Source organism: Rugamonas sp. (genome assembly GCF_025354735.1).
Taxonomy (GTDB): Bacteria; Pseudomonadota; Gammaproteobacteria; order Burkholderiales; family Burkholderiaceae_D; genus Rugamonas.
Window position 1 is genome coordinate 1 of the sequence record NZ_JANXMI010000056.1, and the last position, 15,703, is coordinate 15,703.

General features: G+C 68.1%; 10 protein-coding genes and 2 pseudogenes. 4 read left to right on the forward strand and 8 right to left on the reverse strand.

The genetic code is table 11. From position 1 onward, the window contains the following. The 3 genes and pseudogenes from Q0S71_RS05945 to Q0S71_RS05955 all read right to left on the reverse strand — a co-directional run. A pseudogene (locus Q0S71_RS05945) lies at positions 1-337 on the reverse strand (hybrid sensor histidine kinase/response regulator); the annotation flags it as partial. 97 nt (positions 338-434) lie between these two features. Continuing rightward, positions 435-2,102 (reverse strand): SulP family inorganic anion transporter, encoded by a 1,668-nt coding sequence (locus Q0S71_RS05950; RefSeq protein ID WP_295992804.1) that lies wholly within the window; start codon positions 2,100-2,102, stop codon positions 435-437. Between the two features lie 63 nt (positions 2,103-2,165). Next, a complete protein-coding gene (locus Q0S71_RS05955; RefSeq protein ID WP_295992807.1) occupies positions 2,166-2,738 on the reverse strand; it encodes a TetR/AcrR family transcriptional regulator in 573 nt (190 codons plus the stop codon). A 179-nt stretch (positions 2,739-2,917) separates the two neighbouring features. Here Q0S71_RS05955 and Q0S71_RS05960 point away from each other — a divergent pair, with 179 nt between their 5' ends. Further along, positions 2,918-4,054, forward strand: coding sequence for a thiolase family protein (locus Q0S71_RS05960; RefSeq protein WP_295992809.1), 1,137 nt, complete (start codon positions 2,918-2,920; stop codon positions 4,052-4,054). Positions 4,055-4,203: 149 nt separating this feature from the next. Here Q0S71_RS05960 and Q0S71_RS05965 read toward each other — a convergent pair whose 3' ends face one another. Then, a complete protein-coding gene (locus Q0S71_RS05965; protein ID WP_295992812.1) occupies positions 4,204-5,634 on the reverse strand; it encodes a GGDEF domain-containing protein in 1,431 nt (476 codons plus the stop codon). A 325-nt stretch (positions 5,635-5,959) separates the two neighbouring features. On the opposite strand from Q0S71_RS05965, the gene Q0S71_RS05970 reads away from it, so the two are divergent. Next, positions 5,960-6,913, forward strand: coding sequence for a Ku protein (locus Q0S71_RS05970; protein WP_295992814.1), 954 nt, complete (start codon positions 5,960-5,962; stop codon positions 6,911-6,913). 93 nt (positions 6,914-7,006) lie between these two features. On the opposite strand, the pseudogene ligD reads toward Q0S71_RS05970, so the two are convergent. Then, positions 7,007-9,523 (reverse strand): annotated as a pseudogene (gene ligD / locus Q0S71_RS05975) (DNA ligase D). 197 nt (positions 9,524-9,720) lie between these two features. Between ligD and Q0S71_RS05980 the strand changes: the two are divergent. Both Q0S71_RS05980 and Q0S71_RS05985 read left to right on the forward strand, forming a co-directional pair. Next, positions 9,721-10,053 (forward strand): hypothetical protein, encoded by a 333-nt coding sequence (locus Q0S71_RS05980; protein WP_295992816.1) that lies wholly within the window; start codon positions 9,721-9,723, stop codon positions 10,051-10,053. 79 nt (positions 10,054-10,132) lie between these two features. Next, positions 10,133-10,477, forward strand: a complete 345-nt coding sequence (locus tag Q0S71_RS05985) for a hypothetical protein (RefSeq protein WP_295992819.1) — start codon at positions 10,133-10,135, stop codon at positions 10,475-10,477. A gap of 70 nt (positions 10,478-10,547) precedes the next feature. Here Q0S71_RS05985 and Q0S71_RS05990 read toward each other — a convergent pair whose 3' ends face one another. Genes Q0S71_RS05990 through Q0S71_RS06000 form a run of 3 tightly spaced genes read right to left on the reverse strand, consistent with a single transcriptional unit; the run spans position 10,548 to position 15,529 of the window. Further along, positions 10,548-11,447 (reverse strand): LysR substrate-binding domain-containing protein, encoded by a 900-nt coding sequence (locus tag Q0S71_RS05990; protein ID WP_295992823.1) that lies wholly within the window; start codon positions 11,445-11,447, stop codon positions 10,548-10,550. 18 nt (positions 11,448-11,465) lie between these two features. Beyond that, on the reverse strand, positions 11,466-12,761 hold the full coding sequence (locus Q0S71_RS05995) for a response regulator (protein ID WP_295992825.1): 1,296 nt from the start codon (positions 12,759-12,761) through the stop codon (positions 11,466-11,468). Beyond that, a complete protein-coding gene (locus Q0S71_RS06000) occupies positions 12,758-15,529 on the reverse strand; it encodes an ATP-binding protein (RefSeq protein WP_295992828.1) in 2,772 nt (923 codons plus the stop codon). Before Q0S71_RS06000 ends, Q0S71_RS05995 begins: the two co-directional genes overlap by 4 nt. Between the last annotated feature and the right edge of the window lie 174 nt (positions 15,530-15,703).

Genomic DNA, 15,703 nt, shown 5'->3' on the forward strand with positions numbered 1-15,703 from the left:
GGCGGCCGTCGGCGTCGCGCGACAGGATGAAGGGGTGGCTGCCGGCGGCCGGCAGCACGGCGCTGGCGCACAGGTCGCGGTTGCTCAAGCCGCTCTTCATGATGGTGACGATCTGCGCCTCGTCGAAATTCCAGGCCGGCAGCGCGACGGCGGCGGCCAGCTCGTCGGCGCTGGTGGCGAGCGTCTTGTGCAGCTGCTCCCAGCGCTGCACGCGTTCCATTTCATAGAAATAAAAGGCAAACGCGGTCAGGACCAGGGTGACGACGGCCGTCAGGGTGACGCTGACGATCAGCGCGATCGAGACCCGTCCTGCGCGATGGGCGAGCTGGTGCAACATGGGAACCGTTTCAGTGTCGGAGTGGTGGGCAATCGCAAGGCTAAATCATAGGGTTTATTGCTTGGCAAGTCCAACCATTTGTTGCCTAAAAGGATTGCTAAAAGGAGATCGGCGCCGCCGTGACGGCCGCCGCGCGCGCATGGAGATAATCGCAGGCTATCGCTGTGCTCAAAAACAACTGTCCATTCAAGCGCTCCAGCAGATCGCTGTGCTTCAAGCGGTCCAGCACCGGCCCCTTCACCTCGGCCAGGTGCAGGCCCAGGCCGCGCCGGCCCAGGCTCTGGTTCAGCTCCGCCAGCGCGTACAGGCCGGTGGTATCGATGGCGCTGACCGCCGACAAGACCAGTACCAGGTCGCGCGCCTCGGCATGGCGGCGCAATTCGTCCTCGATGCGCTCGCTGACGGCTTCCACATTGCCGAAAAATAAATTGGCGTCGACGCGCAACAACAGCATGGCCGGCTCGGTCGCGGCGGGATAGCGTTCGACGTCGCGGAAGTGCTCGCTGCCCGCGAGGCGGCCCAGCACCGCGATATTCGGCCGGCTGGCGCGCCACACCAGCGTGCCGATCGACAGCGCCACGCCGGTCACGACGCCGGCCTGCACGCCCAGCGCCAGCACGCCGGCGGCGGTGGCCAGCCAGGCCACGGCGTCGCTGCGGTCGTAGCGCCAGCTGGTGCGCAAGGTGTCGACGTCGAGCATGCCGAGCACGGCGACGACGATGGTGGCCGCCAGCGTGGGCAGCGGCAGCCAGGCCAGCCAGCCGGTCGGCGCCACCAGCGCCAGCGCCAGCAGCGCGGCCGTGATGACGCTGGCCAGCGGCGTGTTGGCGCCGGCCGCGAAGTTGACGGCCGAGCGCGACATGCTGCCCGTGACCGGGAAGCCGCCCGACAGGGCGCTGGCCACGTTGGCCGCACCCAGGCCGATCAATTCGGCGTTGCTGACCAGCTTTTCGTTGCGCTTGAGCGCCAGCGCCTGCGCCGCCGACATGCTGATGAGGAAAATGATGAAGCCGATCAGCAGCCCCGGTTGCAGCAGCGTCGTCCAGTGCGCCGCCGAGGTGGCCAGGTTCAGGCGCGGCAGCCCGGCCGGCACCGCCCCTATCATGTGGATGCCGAGCCGGCCGTAGCGGGTCTGCGCCATCAGCAGCGTGGCGATCACCACCACCAGCATGGGCGCCAACTTGGCGGCGATGTCGGCCACCAGGGCCGACAGACCGCAGCGCCGCAGCAGCGCCGCCATCGATTGCCGCTCCAGCACCAGCGCCGCCAGCGAAGCGAGCCCCAGCGCGGCGCTGGGCCAGTGCGGCGCCCGCCACGCGCCGCCGAGCAGCGTGTCGGCCTGGTCGAGCGCGATCACCAGCGCGGCGCCGAAGGTGAAGCCGCTCATCACGGGACGGGAAAAGAAATTGGCCAGGAAGCCGAGGCGCAGCGCGCCGCAGGCCAGCAGCGCCAGGCCGGAAATGAGCGCCAGCTGCGCCGCCAGCACCGTGTACAGGCCGGAGCCGGCGGCCGCCAGCGGCCCCACCACGGCGCCCGTCATCAGGGACACGATGGCCATCGGCCCCACCGACTGCGTCATGCTGCTGCCGAACAGCGCGTACACCAGCGGCGGCGCGATGCTGGCGTAGATGCCGACCACCGGCGGCAGCCCCGCCACCAGCGCGTACGCCATGCCCTGCGGGATCATCATCATGGCCACCACCAGGCCGGCGCTGACGTCGCCCGCCAGCTGCGCGCGGCGATACTGTCTTAACCACTGCAACACAGGCGCTCCCAGGCTGACGAAAACGCCAGCCTACGCGAACAATCGCGGCAGGTCCAGCGCGGACTAGGCCAGCGTGTCCGTCATCGCCTGCAACAGTTCGGCCGACAGCGCCGCATCGTCCGACATCCGCGCCAGCATCACCGCCCCTATCATGCCGGAGTAGGCGACCAGCGCCTGGCGGCGGCGCTCGGCCTCGTCGGCGCCCGGCATCAGCTGTTGCAGCACGCCGATCTGGCCGCGCGCGCCGGCCGTCATCGCCTGCCGCACGCCCGGCCCCAGCCGCGCCGCGTCGGCGCCCAGCGTGGTGATCGAGCAGCCCAGCTCCGGCTGCGTCACATGTTTTTTCGACAGATAGGACGCGCTCAACTGGGCCAGCGCCGCCCGCGGCTGCTCCGGCGACTGGTCGGCCACACGCTGCCAGCGCAGCACCGCCTGCTCCAGCGCGCGGCCGCAGGCCTCGGCCAGCAAGTCTTCCTTGGAATCGAAATGGCCGTAGAAGCCGCCGTGCGTGAGGCCGGCGCCCCGCATCAGATCGGCCACGCCGATGCCGTCGTAACCGCGTTCGCGGAACAAGCGCCCCGCCACTTCGACGATGCGCTCGCGGTTCAGCGCCGCCTGCTCCCTGCTGACTTTCATGCTCCACCTCATAGATCGACCGGGCATGGTCGCCCGTTTTTTGCCCGCCCTGCTGCTTGACATCATACATTACAGGCGTAATATATACACATAAATGACGATCATCATTTAATTGGCCGGCATGGCAGGCATGGCCTTTTCATGCATCGTCATCCCCCTCAACGTCCACTGGAGTCCACATGAAAGCAGTCATCAGCGCCTACGCCCGCTCGCCGTTCCACTTTTCACGCAAGGGCAAGCTGGCCGACACCCGGCCCGACACGCTGGCCGCCCAGGTGGTGCGGGGCGTGATGGAGCGCACCGGCCTCGATCCCCTGCTGCTCGACGACGTCATCCTTGGCTGCGCCTACCCGGAGGCGTCGCAGGGCAACAACCTGGCCCGCATCGTCTCGCTGCTGGCCGGCTTTCCGCACGCGGTCAGCGGCATGACCGTCAACCGGTTTTGCGGCTCGTCGATGTCGGCCATCCACATCGCCGCCGCCCAGATCGAAGCCGGCCTCGGCGAAGCTTATCTTTGCGTCGGCGTCGAATCGATGACGATGGTGCCGCAGGGCGGCTTCAATTTCTCGCCCCATCCCGGTCTGCTGGCCGACACCGACGCCTACATCAGCATGGGCGACACCGCCGAAAACGTGGCGCGCCGCTACCAGGTGGCGCGCGCCGACCAGGAAGCGCTGGCGTTCCAGTCGCACCGGAAGGCGGCCGCCGCGCGCGCCGCCGGCCTCCTGGACGATGAAATCATCGCCGTCGCGAACGCGGCCGGAGAACTGGTCGACGCGGACGGCTGCATCCGTCCCGGCACCACGGTCGAAGCGCTGGCCGCCCTCAAGCCGGTGTTCGATCCCGAACACGGCGTGGTCACGGCCGGCACCTCGTCGCCGCTGACGGACGGCGCCTCGGTGGTGCTGGTGACGAGCGAGGACTTCGCCCGCCGCCACGGCCTCAAGCCGAGCGCGCGCATCGTCTCGATGGCGGTGGCCGGCGTCGATCCGGCTTATATGGGCATGGGCCCGGTGCCGGCGTCGCGCAAGGCGCTGGCGCGCGCCGGCCTGACGGCGGACCAGATGGATGTGGCGGAGATCAACGAGGCCTTCGCCTCGCAGGCGCTGGCGTGCGTGCGCGAGCTGGGCATCAAGCCGGAGGCGCTCAATATCGACGGCGGCGGCATGGCGATCGGCCACCCGCTGGGCGCGACCGGCGCGCGCATCACCGGCAAGGCGGCGGCGCTGCTGGCGCGCACCGGCGGACGCTATGCGCTGGCCGCGCAATGCATAGGCGGCGGCCAAGGCATCGCCACCGTGCTCGAAGCGATGTAATCCGGCGCGCTAGGGTTCAGGCCCTGCGGTCGCCGACGCCGACTGCGGCCGCCAAACTCAGGCGGGGTCTGGCCCCGATTGGCACCGGCGGCCGCCTGGCGCCGGCTGCGTCGCCCGATCGCGACGCGGACCCCACCCGCGCCGCAAGCTCACGGCATCGCCAGCTCGACGCAATTGCGGCCCGAGCGTTTGGCGCGGTGCAGGGCGGCGTCCAGCCGTCCCAGCACGCCGACGCCATCCTCCTCCGGCCCGACCTGCGCCACGGCCAGGCTGATGGTGACGGTGTTACAGCCCGGCAGATCGGTGTCGGCGATGGTCAGGCGCAGCTTTTCGGCCAGCTTCAGCGCGTCGATGGCGCAGGTGTGCGTGGCCAGCACCATGAATTCCTCGCCCCGCATGCGCGCCAGCGTGTCCGACGCGCGCAGCTTGCCCTGCACCGTTTCGGCCACCGTGCGCAGCGCGCGGTCGCCGATGGGATAACCATATAAATCGTTGACGGACCTGAAGTTGTCGATGTCGAAGGTAATCAGCGCCAGCGACAGGCCGTAGCGGCGCGCGCGGCGGATTTCGCTGTCGAGCATCTTTTCGCCTTCGCGCCGGTTGGCCACGCCGGTCAGCGCGTCGACCGTGCTCATTTGCGTCAGCTGGCCGGCCAGCGCGTCGTTCTGGTGTTTCAGCTCGCTCATGCCGATGCCGAAACTGACGAATTGCGCCAAGCTGGCGAAGCAGGCGAACTGCTCGCGCGAAAAGGCGATGTGGCGGTCGAACATCATGCTGATCGAGCCCAGCACCGGGCCGCCGGCCTCGCTGCGCAGCGGCAGCGCCAGCACCATGCGCACGTCGCGGTCGTGCAGCGCCAGCGCCAGTTCGGGCTCGCCCGCTTTTTCCGGCGCGTCCAGCAGCACCAGTTCACCCTCGGACACGGCCAGCAGCGGCGGGAAGACCTCGTGCAGCGCCGATTGCAGCAGGCGGTCGCGCCGTTGCAGCAGCCGCGCCAGATCGAGGTGGTTGCGCGATTCCTGCGCCACCAGTTGCAGATCGCCGCGCTCCTTCATGTGCAGCAGCGCCGTGTGGCGCACGCCGGGGAAGCTGCACAGCGCCTTGCAGACCTGGGTCGCCATGGCGGTGAGGTCGTCGACGCTGCTGAGCGCGCGTTGCAGGCTGCGCTGTATCGTCAGCAGGTCGCGCAATTCGGTTTCCTTGTCGAGCAGCTGCTGCTGCGCGGCGGCGACGGCGTCGACCGGCCGCGTCATCATCTGCTCGACGGCCTGCTGCAATTCATCGCTCAATATCGGACTGACGCGGTATTGCAGCGGGCCCCAGGCCATCAGTTCCGGCAGCCAGCTGGTGTGGACGTAGGGGCACAGCACCAGCACCGGCGCGCCGCCGCGGTGGCGGATCAGCGCGGCGGCCGCGGCCAGGTCGACGCTGTCGCGGTAGCCGCTCAGGTCGAGCACCAGCAAGTCGACGTGCTGTTTGGCCAGGGCCGCGCTGGCCTGATCGAAGTGCTCATGGAGCATCAGCTGGGAGAACTGTTCCGCGCAATGCGACTGGAATTGCGCGCGCCGTTCGCTGGCCATATTGACGAATAATCCGATCCGACCCACTCGGCTATCAAAATCCGGCTTCATGTGTGCTCCCCGCTCGCGCTTTATTAGAATTTTACTATGACCATAGTTTGACATAAGGTTCATAATTAGCAATAATTTTTGTTATTTTGACTCTTTTTTCTTCATGGTTTCAGCTTTTCGCCACGTTTATAATTGATCGTGTGCAGCGACGCACGGTGCGCGCGCGCCACCCGGCCGATACTCGACACCGGATCGACGGGAGGATGCGATGAACAAGGCGGGCAAACCAGCGGACATCAATGCCGGCGCCAACGCGGACGGCGGGGAGTAGGCCATGCCGCGCTCGATGTGGAAAGGCGCCATCAGCTTCGGGCTGGTGCACATACCGGTGGAGATGCACCCGGCGGTGCAGGAGCACGACCTCGATCTGACGATGCTCGACAAGCGCGATTTCTCGCCGGTCGGCTTCAAGCGCTATAACAAAGGCAACGGCAAGGAAGTGAGCTGGGACCACATCGTCAAGGGCTATGAATACCAGGACGGCGAATACGTGGTGCTGACGGACGAGGATCTGAAGCGCGCCAACGTCGGCGCCACCCAGACCATCGACATCGTCGCCTTTGTCGACGCGGCCGACGTGGCCTTGATCTATTATGAACAGCCCTATTACCTCGCGCCCGGCAAGGGCGGCGACAAGGTCTATGCGCTGCTGCGCGAAACGCTGCGCAAGTCCGGCAAGATCGGCATCGCGACGGTGGTGATCCGCACCAAGCAGCACCTGTGCGCGCTGGTCTGCATGGACGACGCCATCATGCTCAACACGCTGCGCTACGACAGCGAGATCCGCGACGCCGGCGAATTGTCGCTGCCGTCGTCGACGCTGAAGACGGCCGGCATCTCGGACAAGGAGTTGCAGATGGCGCTGTCGCTGGTCGAGGGCATGGCCGAGCAGTGGAAGCCGTCGCAATATCACGATACCTATCACGACGACGTGCTGGCGCTGGTGCAAAAGAAAATCAAGGCCGGCCAGACCAAGGCCATCACCGTGGCCGAGCCGGAACGCCAGGCCGCCAGCGGCGGCAACGTCATCGACCTGGTGGCGCTGCTCCAGCAAAGCCTGGGCAAGCAGCCCGGCAAGGCCGACGCGAAAGCCGCGCCGGCCAAAACCGTCAAGACCACGGCCAAGACCACCGCCACCAAGACAACAGCCAAAACCACGACCGCCAAGACCCGGCCAAGCCGGACATCCAAGCCGGCCGCCGCCGCCCCGCGCCGCAAGAGCGCCTGAGAGCGGACCGCACACCGCGGCCGTAGATACAGCACCGCGCAACAACGCGCTGCGGCGCCGCTGATGGTGCTATCGCGCTGGGGCGCTATCGCGCTACGGCGTCACCTGGAATCCCAGCCGCTTCATCGCCGCCGTCAGGCTCCTGGCGCTTTTTGCGTAATCGGCCCAGGGAGCGTTGCCGACATCGAGCCGCGTGTGCGCCGTACCGACGGTCCAGTGATCGCCACCGCGCAGGTGGGCCAGTTCCTCCCACGTCACCGGCACCGATATCCCCAGCCCCGCGCGGGTGCGCGCCGACCAGGCGCACACCGTCGTCGAGCCGCGACCATTGCGCAGGTAGTCGATATAGATTTTCCCGATCCGGTTCGACGGCCCGCTCTTTTGCACGAAGCGATCCGGTATCGTCTGCGCCATGTGCGCGACGATGGCCTGCGCGAAGCGCTTCACCGTGTCCCAGTCATAGAAAGGCTTGACCGGCACCACCACGTGCAGGCCCTTGCCGCCGCTGGTCTTGAGGAAGGCCGGCAAGCCCAGTTGCGCCAGCATGGCGCGCATCAGCTGCGCCGCTTCCTGTATCTGCGGCCACTCCACGCCCTTGCCGGGATCGAGATCGAACACCACCCGGTTGGGCGTTTCGTAACGCTGGGCGTAGGCGTTCTGGGTATGGAACTCGACCACGTTCCACTGCGCCGCCGACAACAACCCCTGCATCGTCGCCACTTCCAGCATCGGCGGATGGTCGGGGTCGAGCGCGGGATCGAGCGGCCTCACGCCGGGCAGCTTGCCGACGTCGGCGTGCTTCTGAAAAAACAGTTCGCCGCCCACGCCGGCCGGCGCGCGCACCAGCGACACCGGCCGCGCCTTCAGGTGCGTCAGCATCAGCGCGCCGACCAGCGCGTAATAGCGCACCAGCGCGATCTTGGTGGTGCCGCTGGCGGCATCGATCACGCGATCGGGATTGCTGACCTTCAGCGACGGCGGCAGCTTGCTCGCGACCGGCGCTTGTTGCTGGCGGGTGTGCATGGGGTTCTCCACAGGGGCGGCGCGTTCGCGCACGATGCCGGCCGCTTTTTTATCGGCGCGCAGGCCGCGAAACACGGCGTGGCGGATCGAGCCGGCGCGCGTCCATGCGCCGAAACTCACTTCGGCCACCAGCGCCGGCTTGACCCAGTGCGCGCCGGCGGCGACGGCCTGGCCGGCGGCGAACGGGCTGGCGTCGGCCGCCAGTTTTTTCAGGCGCGCGCCCAGGTCGGCGAGGATGGCGGCGTCGAAGCCGCTGCCGACCTTGCCCGCGTAGCGCAGTTGTCCATCGGCGTCGTAAGTGCCCAGCAGCAGCGCGCCGAAACCCGAGCGCGCGCCCTGCGGATCGGTGTAGCCGCCGACCACGAATTCCTGGCGCTGGCCGCATTTGAGCTTGATCCAGTCGCCGCTGCGGCGCGACACATAGACCGAATCGCGGCGCTTGCCGACCAGGCCTTCGAGTCCCATCTGGCAGGCCGCCTCCATGATCTGCCGCGGCGGCGCGGCCAGCGCCGCGCTGAAACGCACGCTCTCGTTCGCGCTCTTTTCCAGTATCGCTTGCAGCACGGCGCGGCGCTGCTCGAGCGGCGTGTCGCGCAGATCGGCGCCGTCATGGAAGGGCAAGTCGAAAACGAAGTAAACGATATGGCTCGTTTCCTCGCCGTCGAACGCCGTTTGCAGCAGGCCGAAGTCGGGCCGCCCCGCTTCATCGTGGACGACGATTTCGCCGTCGTACCAGCCGGATGGCAGTTTCATGTCCAGCAGCGACGCGTGCAGCGCCCGCAGCTTGTGGGTCCAGTCGTTGCCGTTGCGGGTGTGGAGACGGATGTCCTCGCCGTCGACGCGCGTCAGCAGGCGGTAGCCGTCGAACTTGAGCTCGAAGATCCAGTCCGCGCTGTCGGCGGGCGCGCCGTCGACCAGCGTCGCCAGTTCCGGCGCCAGCTTGTCGGGCAGCGCGGCGGCGCGCTTCCTGGCCGGCTTCGCGGCCGCTTGTTTGTTCGCCGGCTTCGCGGCGGCTTGCTTCTTGCGGCCCGGCTAAAGCTCGGGCAAGGACGCGACACTGTCGGGCATTTCATCGACGACGCTGAATTCCGCCGCCGGCCGCGCATAGTCGTCCTTCTCTTTAATGAGCAGCCACGGCTGCTGCTTTTCGCCGCGCCTCTTCATCCGCACCAGCACCCACTTGCCGCGCATCTTGTGGCCGTGCAGTTCGAACTTCAGGTTGCCGGCCGCGTAGCCGCGCCGCGGATCGTCGAGCGGCTGCCAGCTGCCCCGGTCCCAGATGATGACCTTGCCCGCGCCATACTGTTTTTCGGGGATGGTGCCCTCGAAACGGTTATACGAGATCGGATGGTCTTCCACCTGCACCGCCATGCGCTTGTCGTGCGTGTCGTAGCTCGGCCCCTTCGGCACGGCCCAGCTTTTCATCGTGCCGTCGAGCTCCAGGCGGAAATCGTAATGCAAGCGACTGGCCCAATGCTTCTGGATCACGAACGACAGCACGCCCGCGCCCTCCTCGCCGCCGTCGGCCGGTTCGGGGGTGATCGCGAAATTCCGTTTCGCCTTGTAGGGTTTGAGCGCGTCTTCCATGAACCCGACTCTAGCCGCGCGCCGCCGCGGCGACTGTGCGCGGGCTAACGGTGGCCACGCCCGGGCCCTGTTTTTCGCTGTTTTCGCCGTTTGTAAGAGGATGTAAATACGTGTCAACGGGAACGACACGGCTTGCGTTTATTGCTCAGTGACACGGGATTGAGTGCACTTCACCTAACAACTTGAGGACTACCACCATGAAAAAAGTAATCGCTACCTTGATCGCCGGTTTGTTCGCTAGCGCCGCATTTGCACAAGCCCCGGCCGCGTCGGCCACCACCGTACCTGTCGCCAAGGCCCAGGCCAAAGAAGCCAAGGCCGACGCCAAAGCCGACGCCAAGGAAACCAAGGCCGTCGCCAAAGCCGACGCCAAAGAAGCCGGCAAAACCGCCGATGCCAAGGCAGACGCCACCAGCGCCGCAGCTGATGCCGGCGCCACCAAGGCAAAAGCGCACGACAAGGCCGCAAAAACCAAAGCCAAAGCTGCTGATAAAGAAGCCAAGACCGAAGCCAAGGAAGCCGGCAAATAAGTCCATGCCGTCGCAAGTGAATACCGTAGTCTCCATATAACCAGACAATTAGTCCACTACTCAGACCCAAGGAAATATCATGACCAAACTTATCGCCACCCTGATCGCCACCCTGTTCGCCACCGCCGCTTTCGCTCAGGCGCCTGCCGCCAGCGCGCCAGCCACGCCAGCCGTCGCCAAGGCACAAGCCAAGGAAACCAAGGCCGATGCCAAGGCTGACGCCAAAGAAACCAAGGCCGTGACCAAGGCCGACGCCAAGGAAGCCGGCAAAGAAGCCGACGCCAAAGCCGACATGACCGTCGCCAAGGAAGACGCCAAAGTCGCCAAGGTCAAAGCCCACAGCAAGGCTAGCAAAACCAAAGCCAAAGCCGCCGACAAGGAAGCCAAAGTCGAAGCCAAGGACGCCGCCGCTCCAGCCAAGTAATCCGGCGCCGCGGAATGAAAAAGCCGGCCTGCGCCCTGTCTTTTTTTCGTCCGTGTTCCGCCCCGCCCTGTCAGCGCAGCGCGGCCTGCGTGCGCAGGTGCGCGCTCATGAAGTCGACGAAGGTGCGGATCTTGGCCGACGCCTGCCGTCCTTCGCGGTACAAAATGTGCACCGGCTGCGGCGGGCACGCGCAGTCGGCCAGGATGATGGTCAGTTCGCCGGCCTCGATCTGCTGCGCCACCAGATAGGACTGCACGCGGGTGACGCCGAAGCCGCTGGCCACCATGTCGATGGCGGTGTCGCCGCCCGACACCACCAGGCGCGGATAGACGCGCAGCGCCAGCGGCTGGCCGTCGCAGACGAATTTCCAGTCCGGCTGGGCCGAGATGGCGCTGGCGTGGACGATGATGTGATTGAGCAGATCCCTCGGTTCGCGCGGCGTGCCGTGTTCGGCCAGGTAGGCCGGCGAGGCGCACACCACATTGTGCACGTGGCCGACACCGACCGCGTTCATGCTCGAATCGGGCAGCGCGCCGATGCGCACCGCGACGTCGACGTTTTCCTCGATCAGGTTGACCATGCGGTCGACGAACATGGCCGAGATGTCGGTGTCCGGATAGCGCGTCAGGTAGTCGACGATGGCCGGCGCCACGAAGCGCTTGCCGAACAAGACTGAGGCCGTCATCGCCAGATGCCCTTGCGGCGCGGCGTCGAGCGCGACGATGGCCTCGTCGGCGGCGTCGACTTCGGCCACGATGCGGCGCGCGTGGTCCAGGTACTGCTGGCCGGTGTCGGTCACGCGCACATAGCGCGTGGTGCGCGTGAGCAGCTTGACGCCGAGCCGCGTCTCGAGCGCGGCGATGGCGCGCGTGACCGCCGGCGCCGACATATTGATGCGCGTGGCGCCACGGGCGAAGCTCTCCTCCTCGGCCACCGCGATGAACACCATCATCAGTTGTAATCGATCCATGCGGGCTCCGTCAGCGCATCACGGCGCGGCGGCCGGCTTGAGCGGCGCCTGCAGCGGCAGCGCCAGCGTGAACACGGCGCCGCCGCCGCTGTCGTTTTCCGCCCGCACCGCGCCGCCCAAAATGTCGGTGACGGTGGCGTAGACCAGCGACAGTCCGAGTCCACGCCCGCCCTGGCCCTGCTGCTTGCCGCTGCTGAAGAAGGGATCGAACACGTGGGCCAGATGGCCGGCGTCGATACCGCACCCGTTGTCGGCCACCACCAGCAGCAGCTGACCGGGTTGGCCGACGCTGGCGCCGATGCGGATCGCGCCGTCGGCGCCGGGCGCGAAGGCGTGCGTCAGCGCGTTGTCGAGCAAATTGCGCAGCACCTGGCCCAGCGCGCGCGGGTAGCTGTCGAGCACCAGGTCCGGCGCGATCTGCAATTGCACCTGATGGCGCGTGGCCTTGAACGATTTGAGCTGGCTGGCCAGCACCTCGCCGACCAACGCCGACAAGGCGAAGCGGCTGCGCGGTTCGCCGCCGCGCTCGAGCGCCAGCCGCTGGAAGTCGTCGATGGCGGCGGCGGCCTGCGTCAGCCGCCGCGTCAACTGCCCGGCGTCGTCGGCCAGATGGCGCAGCCGCTGCGGCATCGTCGCATCCGTGCCGATGGTCTCGGCGGCGCGCGGCGCCAGCGCGGCGGCGTCGCGCTGCAAACCGCGCGCCAGCTCCAGTCCCTCGCCGACCGGCAGCGCCAGCTCGCGCGCCACGCCCGACACCATCGTCATGAGCGCCGCCATGCGCTCGGCCCGGGCCAGCTGGCCCGAGGTGTTGCGCAATTTGGCATGGGCGTTTTCCAGTTCGCTGGTGCGCTCGACGACGCGCGTCTCCAGCTGCTCGTTCAATTCCCGCAGGGCGCCCAGCGCGTCCTGCACCCGCTGTTCCAGATGCGCGCGCAGGCGCGCCAGCTCCAGGTGGGTGCGCACGCGCGCCAGCAGTTCGTCGCGCTGGAAGGGCTTGGAGACGAAATCGACGGCGCCGGCCGCGAAGCCGGCCACCCGCTCGTCGACGGCGGTGGCGGCGCTGATGAACATCAGCGGAATGTCGCGCGTGCCGTCCTGCTGCTTGAGGCGGCGGCACACTTCCAGCCCGTCGATGCCGGGCATGCGCATATCGCACAGCACCAGCTCCGGGTGCCGGCTGGCGGCCGCGCCCAGCGCCAGCTCGCCGTTGTCGGTGGCGTAGACTTCGTAGCCTTCCGCCTTGAGGGTGTCGGACATCAGCTTGAGCGAGTCCAGCGTGTCGTCGACGACCAGTATCCTGCCCTTGTGGTTCATCTGCCGTTTCCTTTCGATTCCAGATCCAGCGCCTGCAAGACCGCGCTGTGATTCGATTGCGCCACGTGCTGCGCCAGCGCGGCGCCGAGGGCGGCGTCGTCGCGCCCGATGTGCGCCGCCAACGCCGCCAGCGCGACGTCGTCCAGGTCGAACAGCGCCTGGCGCAGCGCGCCGCGCAACGCCAACGGCAGCGCCGCCAGCCGCGCCAGCGCCGCCTGGGCCTCGGCCGCATTGCCCGCGCCGGCCGCCGGCTGCTCCTGATACAGATAGCTCAGGCCGAGCAGGCGCGCCATGCAGCTGAAAATCGCGTCCTCCCGATACGGCTTGGAGACGATATCGTCCATGCCGGCGCGCAGCAGCTCGCCCCTTTCCTCTGGCATGATGGACGCCGTCAGGCCGACGATCTTCACTTGCGCGCCGCCGGGCAGCGCGCGGATACGGCGGCACGCTTCGATGCCGTCCACGCGCGGCATGCGCCGGTCCATCCAGATAAAATGCGGCCGCCAGCGCGCGAAGGCCTCGACCCCGTCCTCGCCGTCGCGCGCCACTTCGACCACGAAGCCGGCGCCGTCCAGCAGACGTTCGATCAGCAGCGCGTTCTCGGCCTGGTCCTCGACCACCAGCACGCGCCACGCCGGCTGGCCGGGCGCCAGCCGCAGCACCCGGGGCCGCGCCGGCGTGGCGGCGACGTCGGCCGCGTCCACCGCCACCAGCGGCAGCCGCAGGCGGAACACGCTGCCCTGCCCCGGCGCGCTGGCCAGGTCGATCGTGCCGCCCATCAGCCGCGCGAACTGGCGCGTGATCGTCAATCCCAGTCCGGTGCCTTCCTGCGGCGCCGCGCCGGGCACCTGCACGAAGGGCTCGAAAATGGCCGGCTGGTCGGCCTCGGCGATGCCCTGGCCGCTGTCTTCGACGTCGATCAGCAACAGCGGCGCGGCCGCCGTGCCGCCGGCGGCCAGGCGCAGCACCACGCCGCCGCGCGCCGTGAACTTGACGGCGTTGCCGAGCAGGTTGATGAGCACCTGGCGCAGCTTGCCCTCGTCGCCGCACAGATGGCGCGGCAGCGGCGCCGCCTGTTCCAGCCGCAGCGTCAAGCCCTTGGCCGCGGCGCGTCCGCCCACCATCTCCATCACCTCGCGCGTGAGGGCGTGCAGGTCGTAGGGGCGCTGTTCCACGCTGACGCGGCCGGCCTCGATCTTGGCCATGTCCAGCACATCGTTGATGAGGGTCAGCAGGTGCTCGCCGCTGCGGCTGATGATGGCCAGGTCCTGGCGCTGGCCGTCCGACAGGTCGGGCGCGCGCTGCATCAGCGTCGAAAAGCCGATGATGGCGTTCATCGGCGTGCGTAGTTCGTGGCTCATATTCGACAGGAACAGGCTCTTGGCGCGGCTGGCCGCCAGCGCCTCGGCGGCCGCGCTTTGCCAGGCGCGGGTGCGCTCGGCCACCGCCTCCTCCAGGTGGTCGCGGTGGCGCCGCAACTCCTGCTCGGCGGCGCGGTGCGCGCTGACGTCCTGGTTCACGCCCACCATGCGCGTGGCGCGGCCGTCGGCGCCGAAATACGTCTGGCCGGCGGCGGCGATGTGGCGCTGGCCGCCGTCCGGCCAGTCGATGCGGAATTCGACGGCGTATTCGCGCTCGCCGCGCAGCGCCGCGTCGAAGGCGGCGGCGGTGGCGGCGCGGTCGTCCGGCGTCACGCGCGCCAGCCAGGCCGGGATCGACGCCTCGAAACGGTCCGGCGCCACACCGTACAGCCGGTACAACTGGGCGTCCCACAGCAGCTCGTTGCTGGCCACGTCCCAGTCCCAGATGCCGATGCCGCCGGCCGTCGTCGCCAGCCGCAGCCGCTCGGACGCCTTGGTCAGCGTGCGCACGCTCTCGCCCAGCTCCGCGTTCAGTTGCAGCAGCGCGGCGCTGGTGCGGCGGATATAGAGCAGGATGTGGGTCAGGATCAGCAGGTAGCCGGCCAGGCGCAGCACGTGCCAGTACCACCAGGCCAGACCCCAGATCTGCGAGTACGGCAGCAGCAGGCCGGAAAAGCCGAACAGGAAGCAGAAATTGGCGTTGAGCAGATAGCCGGTCTGGCGCTGGCGCCGGTACAACAGGCAGTAGCGCAGGCAGGCGGCCAGAAAACACAGGCCGCCGGCGACGTTGATGGCCTTGGCCAGCGGCGTGAATTCGCCGCCCGCCAGCATCGGCGGCAGCGTGCCGGCAAAGCCCATCGGCAGCGCGCACAGCAGCGCCAGCGCGATCGCGGCGGCCAGCGCGGCGCGCCGCTGGTGGCGCGCCAGCGGCCGTGGCGGCAGCCAGGTGAGCGCGAACAGCAGGCCGCCGAGCAGCGTGGCCATGCTGCGCAGCCAGACCGACAGCGCGCCGACGGGCACCGCCGCGTGGGCCAGGTCGAGCAAACTCATGGCGACCAGCGCCGAGGCGACGATGTAGGGATGGAGCTTGGGGTCGCGCTCGGGCGAGACCGCGATGGTGAAGGCCAGCAGCAGCGCGGCCAGCGCGCCGCTGGCCTCGGCCACCGTGTGCAGCGACACGTTGACCAGCTGCCAGTCGGCCAGGAAGCTGCGCGCGGCCAGCGTGGCGAGCACGGACAGCAGGCCGAAAACGAGCAGATAGGCCGGCAGATAAATCGGCAGGGACGCGGGTAAAAACGCCGGCCACGGCGCGCCGTCATCCCCGGCCGGCATCGCCGTCGTGGCGGCCGGGGCGGCGCCCGGCGTGGTGGCGGCAGTGGTGGTTGAGGCGCGTGCGGAAAAAACCATTGCCGTCTTTCTGGCGCGGGGCCGAAGTGCGATGTGCGGTGTCTGCATAAAATACCGCGCACGGACGAATATAGCCACCGTTTTCCGCCGCCGGCCGCGTCGTGGATGCGGCGGCGCGACAGTGGCGGCCGGATCGGCATCGGTATCTGTACCTGCCCCCACCTCCGCATCGGC